Below are 13,803 nucleotides of genomic sequence, written 5' to 3'. Positions count from 1 at the left end.
TAACCACCTCACCATCGACAATCCACATAAGGATGGGCTTTGCTGTACGTCATGGCCTCATCATATGAGTTAAACCACTTGATGGGATAGAATCGGTCACCAGCCGAGCTTTGCAAGTTACCGTCGAGCATCTTAACCGTTCCGATAACGTTACCGGAGTCGTTCTTATTTACCGTATACATTTCGTTTGCTGGCACATAACTCTTTCCGTTAATAGTGACACTACCGTTGCCGTTGTCCTTGACCGTATTGCCAGCCATGGCGACCTGCTCCCATGGGGTGAAGACGATGCCACCGTTGAAGTTCCAACCGCGAATCCACATCCGAGATGAGTTCGTGTCCATCAAGACCTGTGTACCGTTTCCACCGGCAATCATTTTAATCATCAAGGTTGCATAAATCTTGCCAGTCATGCCGAGCGGCATGTTTTTAATCGTTACGCCGTAAAGGTTAAAGAACCCCGTGGTTAGTAGGGTATTGGCATCGGTACCTGTCGCAACTGGAATACTTCCGTTCATTGGGAAGGTCACTGTCGCCACATTATCATGATAAACGATTGAAATAGGCGTTCCGTTCCAAGATGTTAGTTGCGCTTGCCAAACCGCACCGTCATTATCGGCCACGACTAGGCCACGACAGGATTCACCATTAGTCATCGGATTATTCTTGGCTTGATCATTCACATAGATACTCCGCGTCCCGTTACCAGCGGCCGAAATCTTTGCATATAGATCCTCGCCGGATCCTACACCAATCGCCTCTCCGCCTTCATCGTTGGATATTTTTATTTTCTGCCAATTGGCGGTATCGGCCATATCGACCTTATCCTCCGGCGCTGGAGACCACCCGCTATGAGTTTCTCCCTCTTCTAGTTTGACTAGTGATACGTAAGCCTCGCCAGTCTCGCCCCCATCGAATCCGACATAAATGTTGGTGTACTGCGTATTTCCGGTTGTAAAGGTATATGCCGTTGGTTCCTCGCCTTGCTCAAATGACTTACCCATCCATGCATCCGATGATCCGTTGCCGTGCTGCAAATACAGTTTGCCTAATCCTGTATGCTTCACGCTAATTGTATAAGTCGTATTTGGTGCAACGGGAACCCCATCTTGTGCTAAGCCAAACTGACCACCGGCATCAGGCTTTTTTATATGCAGCAGATGGGTAGCGCGTTTATCCCAGTCGGCTCCATTATCGACAACCTCAACGGTAGCCCCAGTTGAAGTTCCCCAGCCGCGCCAGTTTGACATTCCATGGTCAAATTTGCTGTTTAGTATACGGTTGGCGCCGCCAAATTGCGTACCGGTATTTGTTTCTTTCACCCACTCGGTATGGGCAATTTTCCCACTTCCATCAGTAGAAGTATATGCCGTCCAAATGTCGTTACTAGCAAAAGGCATTAAAACTAATCGCGTGTAGGCATAGCTGGGTACTCCACTATCTACCGATGGCCTTACCCCATTGACTGGATAAACATTGAGCAGGAATGCCGTACCGACCGGAGTGTTTTTCATTTGACTGGCCCAATCGTTTGAACTGACTCGGTAGTATAAAGGCTTATTCAAGTTGTTGACGATTTGAAAGAGGTCCTGACCAGACGGCAAAGCCTTATAGGTCACCGTATCGTCCGTATACTTCTTGAGGTCAACCACCTTGCCGTCCGTGTAGTCCTGGGCGTCTTTTTTCGAAACGTAATCATCACCAGTGGCATTAACGATGCCACTTTTAAACTGCCACTTACCATCAATCGCTTCATTTTTATCCGAATACGTCAACGTCTCTGGAAAGACGACTTGATGGTCGGCAATAGCTTTATCGACATACGCCACGGTTGCCATCGAGTCTGGATTAACCACAATCGACATATTCTCAACCTGACCAACTACCACATAAATGGTCATACCGAACTCCATTAAAACCTGATCACCATAATCTGGCATAAACTCCGGCTCAATAGCTGTAATTACCGAATAGAGAATCTCAGTCTTGCCATCCTCTGTGGCATACAAACCAACCGCATTGATTTTGTAACTAGTCTGCAAATTGTGATTAGTAAACAGTACTTTGGTCCCAGTAACCGTTTCATCGCCATCAGCCAAGGGTTGTTGGCCAGTAATTGATCCAACTTGAACTTCACTTGGCAGTTTAGCCAATTCTGGAATATCAGAGCTTCCCACTACATCTGCTGTCGATGTAACTCGGGTTATCTTAAACTTAGCCAAACCTTTTGCCGCTCGATTGGCTAAAGCCAACCCAGCGGTAGTTAAAACTGATTGATTATAATTTGCCATTTATGAACTTCCTCCCAACTCCACTGGTTGCGGCATCACAACCGTTTCAATGTGGACGTCTACTGCCATACCTAAGTTATGAGGCTGTGGAATCTCAACATCCCCCGTCGTGATTAGTCGATAGGTCATGTTTCCCGGCAAGTAGACGTTCAACAAATAACGTAAACGCCTTAGCTGCTCGGTGGTCACGCTGTCCTGCCGACTGTAACTGGTAATCGCTTGTCGTAAAACGTCTCGTTGAAGTGACGCCGAGATGTCAAACGACTTCACTAAATCCTTCAGATACTTGAACGTGATGGGGTGTGGCGGCAACATTCGAACCAGAATATCGTACCGTCTAGACTCAAGCGGTTGCGTGAGGTCTGTTTCAATTCCCAGTTCAGACTCAAGCAAGCTCAACCCATCACTGTCTGCCTTCATCACGAATCGGTTTAGCAGAAGGCGATTAATGGCTGCCGTCGCTTGGTCGAACGCGGGTTGTTCAGCGTCCAGTAAAGCATCCATCTCGAGTATGCCATCATAGTAATTCGGTTTAAAATCTTGCAACTTACTCACTAATAACCACCTCACCCACTTCCGGTAACTGGGAGACTTCGTTTGTAAAAGTCAGTACCACATCGGCTTCCTTACCATTTAGGGTGGGGAGCGACGCGTCTACCACACCTTCTACTTTCATAATCTGCGCTAAAAGCTGAGATCGATAAACCGTCATGAAATACCCTCGACCAGTTCGGCTGTCCAGAATATCCCACTGTGAGCGAAGCACCCTAAAGAATTCGCCAACAGCTGTCTTGATTTTCTCTGTGACAGTACCTAACGTCTCATTTGCGGCCACACTCACCTTCGAAGCAACATCGATTTTTAAGACTTCCGGAGCTACTACCGTCACCTCATGGTCGATTGGTGCTAAACCGTACCCGCTAGCCTCTTGGTCAGGGTCAATCTCACTTTGAACTTGAGTAAGAAGTTCCTTACTAGCCGGTAATAGGTCATTATCCAAAATGACTAGCTTAACGGTCCCACCACCGGCCCAAGCGGGATAAATCTGACCGGCTCCCACGGAAGTAATTTGAGCTAGCATATCAGCATAATCAGCCACGTTCCCACCATAGGCAATGTAGCTGTTGGGTGACAGTAGTCGCGCTCGAAGATGATCGTCATCTTCCGCATCTCGTGCTGGAACCGATACTTCCGTAATTTCTGCCCAAGATAGTGAATCGTTAGGCGTTACCGGGACTACTTGACCTAAATAACTATTCGGTGCGCTTCCAGCGACTTCCGCGGTTAAAACCGCAGTGCCATCCCCATTTACCTTTGTGACCATATAAAAAATGGGGTCATCTCCCACGCTAGCAAAGCGGTCTGCCAGTTCTACGGAATTGATTGGATTACCATCACTATCAGTCAGCTTTACAGTGACTTGAGCCGCCGTCGCCGGTTGGCGGGTGGTTCCTTTATCCGCGGCATGCCAGTCTAATGGGTCTCCCTCGGCCGTGGACGTATATCCCTGCTTCACAGAATCAGCCAGTTGCAAAGACTGCTCCGCGAGCATCGTTGCTGCCGGCGCCATGGCATCATAGATGACCGACCCCTGCCGAGTATCTACTGTCTCTGGGACCTCATCGAGCATTTTGTCCAGCCAGTAGTCAAAGTCTTGGGCCTGTAGTGTTTCAATTAGTGTCTGTGGATTCACCCAGTGCCACCTCGCTTTCTACTGGGAATGTTCCGAAGATGGTTTCAACGGTCCCAGTCACCACCAAAGTCGTAGCGTCAACTTGCTCAATATCATCCACAGCGACGTCGGTCACCCGATCATCGGCATAAAGCGCTTCTTCAAGCATCCGTTCTGCTTCAACCTTGGCGTAATCCATATCCTTACCGAGTAACTCCGTGAAGTCGTTCCCGTAGTCCTCGTCATAAATGGGATAGACAAAGCGTTCGGTACGCAAAATCTTGTCGATTGCTTGCACCATTGCCTGGCGTCCATCGGTCATTGACCGAATGCGACCATTTGTGACCAGGTAAGTTCGGCTGGGAAGCGTCTCTTCTTCAAGGTCGTCTTCGACCTCGTCGACTACCTCTAAGTCCAGCTCATCATCCATCTTCGTCACCTCCAATCTTTTCAAGAACATAAAATTGTTGGCCACCATCCTGGCGGATCATGGTGACCCCATCACCTTTCTTGAGGGCTCCCAGGATAGTGACCGTCTTGGTGTTACCACCATCCTTCACCTTTATCTTGTGGTCGGTGACCGACACGCTGAGGTTCAGTAAGGCATCGGTCAGAGTTATTTGGTTCGAAATCTGTATCTTGAGCGGTTTCTCACTGACTACCGTCCCAAAAACGATGTCGGAGTAGTCACTGTCACTTCCACCACGGGCTTCCATCATGTCCAGCAGTTGCTCACCTGCCATACCTACCACCTCACTTTCATCTCAAGCTCTGCCGTGTCAGTCGTCCCGCTGAAGGTATGGGTGGACTTAGTGATCAGCATGTACTTGGTGCCCACGCCGATGTCCTTCAGGCTCTTCACCTTCACGGGATACTCGTTGCCGGGTATCATGTCCAGGGTCCCCAGCACATCCAGCTTGAGAGTGTGGGCTTGCTTACCCTTCGATTTCAGGATACTGGCCGCCTTGGCCTTCATTTGGGCTGCGTTGGCTTTGTCCTTGGCCTTCTCAACCGTCTGGAGCCGGCCCCACCGTTCGACGGTGCTACCCTGCTTGGTGACGGTCGTCAGCTTCGTGGACTTGGCCTCTGCCGCCTTAGAGGTGGCCGAAGTCTGCTGCTTCTTGGACTTATCAGTCCGCACCACCCTGACCACATTGGCGACGTCCTCGATGCTCCGGCTATATGAGAAGCCAGTCATGTAGGACTTGTCTCCGATGTAGCGCTTGACCTTCTTGTGCGGTGACCGTCTCAATTCGACGGTGCCATAGTTGCAGAAGAGGAAGTAGCGGTGCCCGGTCGCCCGGCGTGTGGACTTGAAGGACTCCTTGAGCATGTCGAAGTACGACTTGCTGTCGCACACCTCCGCTGTTAGCTTGTGGGTCGATTTGTCCACCACCTTGTGCGGTACGCCGGCCAGCTTGGCGGCCTTGGTGAAGCGCTGCGTGATGGTCGACACTGGCCAGATGAGTGAGTCTTGATTCTTGAAGTACCGGAGATTGTCATAGGCCGTGATGGTGAAGACTTCTGACTCGTCGTAGTCGAACTTAAAGATTTTCCCCTTAAAGACCGGCTCGTGGTCCCATCGGAACTTGACCACATCGCCGTTCTTGGGGGTGAAGCCTTCATCCACTTCCACGAGCTTAAAAGTCAGCTGACCAGCGGAGAAGTCGATGTCAGTCGTCCACTTGATCTCGGACTCCAGGATATCCCGGACGTCCCAGACCGTCTTAGTACCGGGTGTCTGAATCGTAAATAGGGTCACTGCCATGTTCACACCGCCTTCACTGCCGATTTAGAGACCCAGCCCCGGGCCCCACCGCCAAGTGTGGCCACGTGGTACGGGTACTTGGCCTTAGGGGACACCAGCGAGATTTTCCGTGTAGCGTTGCGCTCGATCAGCCCTGGGCCCCTCCCCGCAGAGTCGCGATGCAGACGGCCGTTCACGATGACCTTCGAGCCACGACTGATTTTCTTGGGTGGCTTTGAGCGGGATTTGCCCTTCTTAGCCACCTTTTTCGACTTCTTTTTCTTCTGCTTGACCTTCTTCGCCTTGTGAGCACGGTACTCGCCAATCTTAAGCGTGTACGTGTACTCATCGGCGAACCCATCGGCCATACCGTACTTGAACTCCGAGATAATTCCCTTGAAGCTCACCTTAGTACCCGAGATGACCAGTCGGATAGGCTTCTTGGCCTTGTAAAGCTTGCTCAGCTTATCCAGGTAGGTCTGGCCATTCTTGTACACGTCGGTGGTGCTCAAGTAATGCACGTCAGCCGTTTTGACCGGCAAGGTGCTTGTGATCTCGATTGACTTTAGCTTCTCGTCACCGATGAGGTTCAGTTGCCCCAGCTTGACCACACTGACGGTCTTGTCATCCGTGGCCGCATCGATGGTGTACTCCTTGGGGTTGATAGGGAGGTTGAAGGTCTTATTTTTCGAGTCTGTAATCGAAAATTTCATCGCTTATCCCCTCCGTTCCTTCAGATTTACTAGGTAATCCTCAATCTTGGCCACTAAGGCTTCGCCATCGTAGTCCGCATTGCCAGTGCTAGTCAGCTGAAAGGCCCCAGCCGCGATGTTAATGGTGTTGCCCGTGCTACTGGTGCTTGTCGTACTGTCGCTGTAGCTAGCGCCGGCTGTGTATGGTGTAGCCTCACTAGTGAAGGGCGTGCTCGACGGCACGTCACTTGCTGTGGATTCAACCGGGCCACCCAGCGCGGTACCATCTGGACCCGTTACCCGACCCATGACACCGATGGTCTGACCACTGATACCACGCACGGCACCAGCAATCCCCATCACGGCATCGTAAGCCCGGTTGAAGCCGTCAGCCAGTACATCGCCGGGGTTGAGGGTCGGCATGTGGTTGAGCGACTGAGCGGCGTCGACCACCCGGCGAGCCATGCCCGCCGATGCAGTTTCAGCCGCATTGTTGGCGTTCAATCCGTTGGCCAGCCCTTGGACTACCCAGACTCCATACTGCTTGAAGATTTTGGACGGCGAACCGATGCCTAAAAGGCCCTTAGCTGCACCGACCACCTTGCTAGCGACGCTGCTTACTGCCGAGACAGCCGCCCCGACCATGGATTTAATCCCGTTGATTAATCCACGGATAAGGTCGGCCCCGGCGCTGAAGAGTGCAGACCCGAAGCTCTTGGCTGCGCTGACCGCCTGCTGCATACCACTGCGGACAGCGGAGACCACTTGGCTCATGCCACTAGTGACTGCCGCGATGAGCCGTGCCACGCCGTTGACGAAGGCCGAGACCATCGCCGAGACAGCAGAGATGACGGCCCGCAAGCCAGCGGCCACGACCATCAAGCCCGCGCCAGCTACGACTAGCCCGGCACCCAGCACGATGGCCGCCGCACCAAGCAGTGCCGCACCCACAGCCGCAATCATCATCAGTGGCGCCGCGATGACCAGAGCTAGCGCGAAAATCATCATGCCGGCTCCAGCGACCATTGCGACCGCCGCCAGCATGACCAGGGCGACCGCCATCAGCATCATGCCGACAGCCGCTACCATAGATGTGACTGCAATCAACGGCAAGGCCACCGCGAGCAGGAACATCCCGACCGCCGCAACTGTCACTGTCACTGCGACCAGGGCCATCGCTACCCCGAAGAGTAGCGCGCCCACAGCCGCTACAGCGAAGCCAATCCCGACAATCGCCAGGCCGGCGCCTAAGAGCACCAGCCCGACTGCGGCCACAACAGACAGTACACCGAAGACGGCCATTGCCGCCCCCAGTAGAACCAGTGCCCCTGCCGCCGACGCACCATAGGTCGCAATCGTTGGCAGCTGAGTAGCCAGTAGGGCAATCCCGGCACTCGCCAGGAGCACCGAGACCCCAATCAGGAGTAATGCTGCTGCAAAGACCGCAAAGCCCGCAGCACCGGCTAGCATGGCGAAACCAAGGTTGGCGACCACCACAGCCAGGATGATGATGCCTGCGACCATGGCCGCGAAGACGGCGATGGCTGGCCATCCGGCAGCTACCAGCATGGTGGTTGCCTTAGCCAGAAGCATCATCCCAGCACCAGCCAGGACCACGGCCCCACCAACTAGAACCAGTGAAGCGCCCAGTTTGATGAAACCTGCCGCAGCCTGAGGCGCCTGCTTAGCGGTGTTGCCTAAACCGCCCCGGCCGCCGAGGCCACTCAGTGACCCCTTCACATCCGAGATGATTTTCACAACGTTCTGCAAGCCTTTAAACATGGCGAAAGCGATAGCTAGCACAGTGACCGCCTTGGCTAAGGCGTTGAGCACGCCTGGATTGAGCTTACTCAGAGCGGTAAGTCCGGCGACTACTGCTGTGAAGACCAGGCCCCGTGTGCTCATCTTGAGCGCTACGAAGGCCCCAGCCAGGAGCTTGATGGAGCTGGGGGGGAGCTGACCGACTGCCCGGGCAATCGCCCCGACACCATCGGCTAGCCCCTTGATAGCTCCGCCGGAGATGCTCCCTAGCGTTTTAAACATCGCGAATGGATCCTTACCCCCACCACTCGACAGCTTGCTGAGCATGTCGCCGATGGCTTGAGCGATGTCGCCGATGGTCGACTTGACCGCCGAGACGGCCCCGGTCGAACTCAAAGAGTCCCAGAAGGCCCCCACTGCTTGACCGGCTGTCTTGACCGCATCCACAATCGACTGGACCACCGGGACAATGCCGTCCGCAATTCCAGAGACGTCCATCGAACCCATACTGTCAACTAGGCCACTAATAGCCTTGATGCCTACCTGGCTGACCTTATCGAAGGCTGGTTGCAATTTGTTGGCCGCGGTCTCCCGCAGCCCGTCCATTGCCTGCCCAATGGTCTTGTACTGCGTGGCCATCTTCGAAAAGTTCTTGTTTGTCCCGGTTTTTGCGATGGCGTCGAAGAAGTCCTGGGTCTTGACCTTACCTGCCTGCACGTCCTTGACCAACTGGCCAGTACTCTTGTGCATCGTCTTGGCGACCGCCGCCATCCCAGCGGGAGTCTGCTCAAGCATTAGTTTGAAGTCCATCCACTGGATCTTAGGCTTAGCGGCCGCTTGGGTCGCTTGCTGGCTCAGGGCCTTCATCGCTTGCTGTGGATTAGAAGACGCTGCGGCCAGGCCACCAAAACCCTTGACCAGTTGGTCGGTGTTCTTGGTCCCTACAGCAGCCAGTTGGCTGTATGTGGATGCCATGTCAGACGCGGAGTAGATGGTCTGCTGAGCGAATTTCTGCAAATCGCCCCGGGTAGAAGCAATCTGCGACTGGCTCTGCCCCAGCATGCTCATGTTCCCGTTGAAAGTCTGCCAAGCTCGGCTGGACTCGTCCAGCTCACCGTACATACTCCGCAGCCCATTACCGATGGCTCCGATGCCACGAGTGATGCCGGCCCCGATGACCGTCCCGCCAAGTACTGACTTGAACATGCTGCCGGTGCCGCTGGCACCCTTCGACAGGTTACCCATCGCCGAAGACCCGCGAGCGAGCCCCGCTGACAGCTTGTCCAAAGGCCCACTAAAAGCGTCATTGATTTTGATTGTTGCACTGACCGTGCTCCCCACTCGGCGACACCTCCTTCCTAAATAAAAAGGCTAGTGGCGCTTGGCCCTAGCCTTCCTTTCTGCTTCTCTCTTCTGCTTCTTTTCTTCTTTAAGTCGTAAATCGATACCGGCGATGACTACCGCCTTTTCGTGCGGAGTTAGCCCCGCCCACTGGGCTGGCAGCCAGTGGTACTCGTTCATCACGTAAAAGTAATAGCTAAAATCGTTACCCTGGCCAGCCGCTACGAGTTTTTTACATCTTCCACCTCATCGTCCTGGGATTGGTCAAGCCCGTACAGCGCCATAACTGCCTGCGACAGCTCGGTGAGCTCGCCGACCGTCAGCATCCGCTTGAGCGTACCGTAAGGGTCGCCTGGCGCACTGTAGGCCTTCTGCAGCTCAGTCGAATTCAAGTCCGGTTGGACCACCGATGCGACCAGCAGGGTCTCCGTGTACTTCAGCTGATTGAAGTCCCGGGTCTTCTGGCCCCGAGATACCTTGACCGTGGTGGCTTGATTCTGGAGCTTCTCGCTTTCGTCGTTGGTCACTTCCTCGATGACAAACGGGGCCTTAAACCCTTTGAATTGTAGTTCCTGCCGAGCGGTCTCCCGCTCACGGATGAAGTCCTTGACTGAAAATTGTTCTGCCATACTTTAAATCCCCCTATTCCTCAAAGCCGGTGAAAGGTTCTACCAGCTCGATTCCTTCGAAAGTGAAATCCGATTCCCACTCCATGACCCCATCGTCAGCCTCAAAGTCGGCCACGGGGATGTCGTCAAGGTTAACGTCCTTCAACAGCACCGTCTGCTTACCGGCTTTCGAGGTAGGGTCCTCAATGGTCATGGTAGCCGAAAAGTACAGGTCCTTACCGCCTTTGATGTAGGGTAGTGCGTACTTGAGCCAGTTGGAACTGATGAGGTACCCTCCCAACGTCCCGGTTCCTTCCACAGACGTGGCCTTCTTGTGCTTCCAGCGACTCCCGAGAGTCTGCACATCTTCCTTATTCTTTTCGAGTTTTGCCGCAAACTGGTTGCATTCAATCATCGGCCAAGTGTGACCAGCTAAATCAATGAAAATCTTAGCATCCTTGGTACTGATGGTGTCGCGGCCGTTTAGAAATTGGCCGATTGTCGATACTGATTCATCCATTGCTCATTGCTCCTTTCTAGTTGACGGTAATCGTCATGTACAGTTTCTCCATCGCATCGATCGGTGTAATTGCCAAGGTGACTAAGATAGAGTCACGGTCTTCCCCAGGTTCCACAGTTAAATCAGCCACATCAACCGGATTGATGACGCCGGCGTCCGATAAGTCCTTGAGGTAACTAACGCGGTTGGCCTTAAACAACGAACGTCCGGTGCTGTCGTTGTTGACCTTACCAATGAACTGCGTGTGGAAAACATCCATGGTGTTGGTGGCAATTGTATCCAAGGTCCGAATAACGCGGTTCTTTTGAAACGCCTTAAGCTTATCCTTGGAGATAGTCACCAAAGAGTTGATGTCTTGTTCTACCACTACCGAGCCGTCGGTAAGTGTCGTAAAGACAACTTCTCCTGCATTTAGTGCCGCAATCGTCTGTTCATTCGTCCGCTTAGGGACCGCACTGACGGCATCCGGATAGGCGACATAAGTCAACGATTTACCAGCATCAGCGGAAGCCGAAGCCCCAGCAAACCAGCCGGCCGCTTGAGTAGCAGTTAAAATAGTTCCATCTACCAGTTCAACACCGTTAGATACGACTGAAACGGCTTCATGATCGTACTTCGGTGCACCTTCCATCAGTGGCACCACTGCTCGAACTTTATAACCCTCGTCGTCCCGCAGACGCTCAACAGCTGTCGCCACCAGGGCGTGTAAGTTGCTGTCCAGTGCGTAGCCTGCCGTAGTTACCACATTGTAGTTCTCGGTGGCCAGTACGTCGTTGAGCGTCTCGGTCACATCGACTGGGGTGGTCGTCCCACCGGCTAAGGTGTAGCTCGTAGATGCCGCGAGGGCTTCCAGCTTGGCCTTACCAGCCTCAGACGTGAAGTCGGCCCCGTCATCGGTTGCCTCAACATCGCCAACTGGGTCCGTGCTGTCTCCGGTGAAAGTGACGTCAACGTAATCATTAGATTCTAGGCCGCTTGCCGTAGTCGTCCGTACACTCTGTTCACCAACCAACGCTGCTCCTAAAAGCGTCTTGACCGTAATCAACGTTTCATCGTTAGGATCCTTTTCAACGGTTACTGTGAGGTTATTTCCAAGGGTACCGGCATACTTAGCAGTAAAGTTCCACGGAAGTTTCTCATCCGCTACCTTTGCCTTTTCGCCATCATTGCCGTTCAAGTAGATTACTGTAGCCGCACCTTTCAAAGCCTCTCGAACCGGGATTAAACGGTTATCTTCAAGGCCAGTTCCTAAAATTGCTTGAAAGTCACTCGCCGCAGTTAATTCGACAGCCCCATTAGGCCCCCAGTTCAGTTCCGAAGAACCAATGACCAAGACCCGGCCAATATTAGCTTCCGGTTGTGTCTGCTGTACGCCTTTAGTATTGATGTAAGCCCCAGGACGGCGCTTGTTTTGAACAATCCAAGTTCCACCTGCCATGTTAAATTCCCCCTTTGAATTCTTTGATAATCTTTTGTACTTCCACCTTGGTATAAGTCTGACTGTCTACCAGCTTAAGCGAGAGAATATCTCGCTCAATCGGTTTGAAGCCATGACTCTTGATCAGGGCAGACTTTTTAAACTTGCTTGTCATCGGCAATTCCTCCATGATATTCGAGCGTTCTTTGCTTTGGCGTATGGTCTTCCGGATAAGCCCAAACGTTCACCGAAAAAGTCGCCGTCAGTGCGCCGTCCACAATCTGGAAATCCAAGTCACAGATGGGGGCGAAGTCGTCCAACTGGGTGAACCCGTCCAGCAGCTGGTCCTCCATCCGTTCCATGTCGGATTCCGCATCGTCGGGATTGGGAAAATAGACCAGCTGATACTGGTAGCCACGCTTCTGTCGTCCGAAGAGCTCCGGGACCCGTGTGGTCGTAATCTTGGACACGAAAAAAGACGGTTCCTTAAACCCGCCTTTCTGATTCTTTCGGTAAATTGTCATGTCCGGAAAGAGTACTTTCAGTTGTTGACCGATTCGGCCGATGATATCCATCGTCAATCTAACAGCCCCCTTATCGCTTGTTCGAAGCTAGGTGCAATTAGCTGCGGCATCTCACCGTCAATCTCGGTCACCGTGTTCTTCAGCATGAAGCGGCCCTCGACCCAACCACCCCCGCCACGTGTCCGATGGCCGTTTTCGACGAACGGCGCGTACTCCGTGTTGTTGTACAGCTTAAGGGCGATGACGGTTCCAGTGATGAAAGGACCATCCACATGCCATGTTTGTCTTAAGTGACCAGTATCGACCGGCGTCCGACTCTTAACAGCCTTCATTGACTGGGCCTTAACCCGTTGCATTGTTACTTCCAAACCATGTTTAACCGATTCAGTGGCAATCTTTTCATTGACTCGTTTGGCCCACGCCTGAAACTCTTTGTCGTCAATCGTAAAGCCCGCCATCAGGATTCCTCCTTCGCTTTTTCATCACGGACCATCGCCACCTCTTGATGACTCACATACCCTGCGTAGCCGCGACTGGCACGTTTGTACTTGGTGACCTGACCGTTGACGTCGGTGACCATGATATCGGCTCCAGCAGGAATTTTAATGCCGTTTCGGATGATGAGCTTGGCATCATAGGCGTCCGTCCCGAAAAAGGTTTGCTCACTGGCTTTAAGTCCCTTAAGGACCACCTTGGCCGGCTCGTCTTCCACGATGGTGACGGGTTTGTCATCGGTAAAGACGCCATCAGAGTCCGACCGTACACCGGTAATGGTCACCCGGTCGAACCACAGCCGTCGGAGTGTGCCGCTCATGCGATTGAATGCTGATTTCACCACTTCACCACCCTAAAGACGTTGAGCTGAGCGAGATACGCGTCGGTCACGGTGTTGGCCGACTGGAGCTCCAAATACGCCTCACTGGGTGACTTGAAGGTCACTGACGTATCTCCCTCACTGATGGATTTCACATTACCGCCACGATCAGCAGCTGGTGTCAGCAGCTCGTGGGTTGCCAGGAATTGCTGGGTCAGGGCAACAATGGTCAGGTCCAGTCCCTCTGGCAAGTCTAGGATGTTCAGATGCGTGTAGTTGGCCACGTCACTGACCACCTTATCCAGCGCCAACTCCACCACAGCAGTGTGGTCGGGATTGGAGCCATCATCTGGGTTGAGCAGTGCCAGCTGTTTCAGTAGCTCGTCTCTGCGTGGATGCTTGTCCATCATGCTCAC

General features: G+C 53.0%; 16 protein-coding genes. All 16 read right to left on the bottom strand.

All coding sequences use genetic code 11. From position 1 onward, the window contains the following. Positions 1–8: 8 nt before the first annotated feature. The 16 genes from RIN67_RS03155 to RIN67_RS03080 all read right to left on the bottom strand — a co-directional run bounded on the left by RIN67_RS03155 (position 9) and on the right by RIN67_RS03080 (position 13,794). Positions 9–2,291 carry a hypothetical protein gene (locus RIN67_RS03155; protein ID WP_313826033.1) on the bottom strand — a complete coding sequence of 761 codons (2,283 nt, stop codon included), beginning with the start codon at positions 2,289–2,291 and terminating at the stop codon, positions 9–11. Then, positions 2,292–2,846 (bottom strand): putative phage tail protein, encoded by a 555-nt coding sequence (locus RIN67_RS03150; RefSeq protein ID WP_313826034.1) that lies wholly within the window; start codon positions 2,844–2,846, stop codon positions 2,292–2,294. It lies immediately after the preceding gene. After that, positions 2,839–3,984, bottom strand: a complete 1,146-nt coding sequence (locus RIN67_RS03145) for a baseplate J/gp47 family protein (RefSeq protein ID WP_313826035.1) — start codon at positions 3,982–3,984, stop codon at positions 2,839–2,841. Before RIN67_RS03145 ends, RIN67_RS03150 begins: the two co-directional genes overlap by 8 nt. Continuing rightward, positions 3,962–4,423: a DUF2634 domain-containing protein gene (locus tag RIN67_RS03140; RefSeq protein ID WP_235714821.1), complete on the bottom strand. Its 462-nt coding sequence runs from the start codon at positions 4,421–4,423 to the stop codon at positions 3,962–3,964. Before RIN67_RS03140 ends, RIN67_RS03145 begins: the two co-directional genes overlap by 23 nt. Beyond that, a complete protein-coding gene (locus RIN67_RS03135) occupies positions 4,386–4,706 on the bottom strand; it encodes a DUF2577 domain-containing protein (protein WP_024746628.1) in 321 nt (106 codons plus the stop codon). The genes RIN67_RS03140 and RIN67_RS03135 overlap by 38 nt, the downstream gene beginning before the upstream one ends. A 2-nt stretch (positions 4,707–4,708) precedes the next feature. Then, positions 4,709–5,731 (bottom strand): XkdQ/YqbQ family protein, encoded by a 1,023-nt coding sequence (locus tag RIN67_RS03130; RefSeq protein ID WP_024746627.1) that lies wholly within the window; start codon positions 5,729–5,731, stop codon positions 4,709–4,711. A 2-nt stretch (positions 5,732–5,733) separates the two neighbouring features. Further along, on the bottom strand, positions 5,734–6,423 hold the full coding sequence (locus tag RIN67_RS03125) for a hypothetical protein (protein WP_024746626.1): 690 nt from the start codon (positions 6,421–6,423) through the stop codon (positions 5,734–5,736). A 3-nt stretch (positions 6,424–6,426) separates the two neighbouring features. Further along, a complete protein-coding gene (locus RIN67_RS03120) occupies positions 6,427–9,504 on the bottom strand; it encodes a tape measure protein (protein WP_313826037.1) in 3,078 nt (1,025 codons plus the stop codon). Positions 9,505–9,725: 221 nt separating this feature from the next. Further along, on the bottom strand, positions 9,726–10,133 hold the full coding sequence (locus RIN67_RS03115) for a phage tail assembly chaperone (RefSeq protein WP_024746624.1): 408 nt from the start codon (positions 10,131–10,133) through the stop codon (positions 9,726–9,728). 13 nt (positions 10,134–10,146) lie between these two features. Next, the gene (locus RIN67_RS03110) at positions 10,147–10,632 is read right to left on the bottom strand and encodes a phage tail tube protein (RefSeq protein ID WP_024746623.1); all 486 of its coding nucleotides are present in this window, start codon (positions 10,630–10,632) and stop codon (positions 10,147–10,149) included. A 16-nt stretch (positions 10,633–10,648) separates the two neighbouring features. Next, positions 10,649–12,070, bottom strand: coding sequence for a phage tail sheath C-terminal domain-containing protein (locus RIN67_RS03105; protein WP_024746622.1), 1,422 nt, complete (start codon positions 12,068–12,070; stop codon positions 10,649–10,651). A gap of 1 nt (position 12,071) precedes the next feature. Beyond that, positions 12,072–12,224, bottom strand: coding sequence for a hypothetical protein (locus RIN67_RS03100; RefSeq protein WP_158422966.1), 153 nt, complete (start codon positions 12,222–12,224; stop codon positions 12,072–12,074). Beyond that, positions 12,208–12,624, bottom strand: a complete 417-nt coding sequence (locus RIN67_RS03095) for a phage tail terminator family protein (RefSeq protein WP_034544941.1) — start codon at positions 12,622–12,624, stop codon at positions 12,208–12,210. The genes RIN67_RS03100 and RIN67_RS03095 overlap by 17 nt, the downstream gene beginning before the upstream one ends. 2 nt (positions 12,625–12,626) lie before the next feature. Further along, complete coding sequence (locus RIN67_RS03090) at positions 12,627–13,031, bottom strand: HK97 gp10 family phage protein (RefSeq protein WP_024746620.1); 405 nt, start codon at positions 13,029–13,031, stop codon at positions 12,627–12,629. Beyond that, positions 13,031–13,387 (bottom strand): hypothetical protein, encoded by a 357-nt coding sequence (locus RIN67_RS03085; protein ID WP_034544939.1) that lies wholly within the window; start codon positions 13,385–13,387, stop codon positions 13,031–13,033. The genes RIN67_RS03090 and RIN67_RS03085 overlap by 1 nt, the downstream gene beginning before the upstream one ends. Before the next feature lie 17 nt (positions 13,388–13,404). Then, positions 13,405–13,794: a head-tail connector protein gene (locus tag RIN67_RS03080; protein WP_024746618.1), complete on the bottom strand. Its 390-nt coding sequence runs from the start codon at positions 13,792–13,794 to the stop codon at positions 13,405–13,407. Between the last annotated feature and the right edge of the window lie 9 nt (positions 13,795–13,803).

Origin of the sequence: Levilactobacillus namurensis (assembly GCF_032197885.1) — a bacterium.
Lineage (GTDB): Bacteria > Bacillota > Bacilli > Lactobacillales > Lactobacillaceae > Levilactobacillus > Levilactobacillus namurensis_A.
Note: the sequence above shows the minus strand (reverse complement) of the source record. Positions and strands in the feature narration are given on the sequence as shown.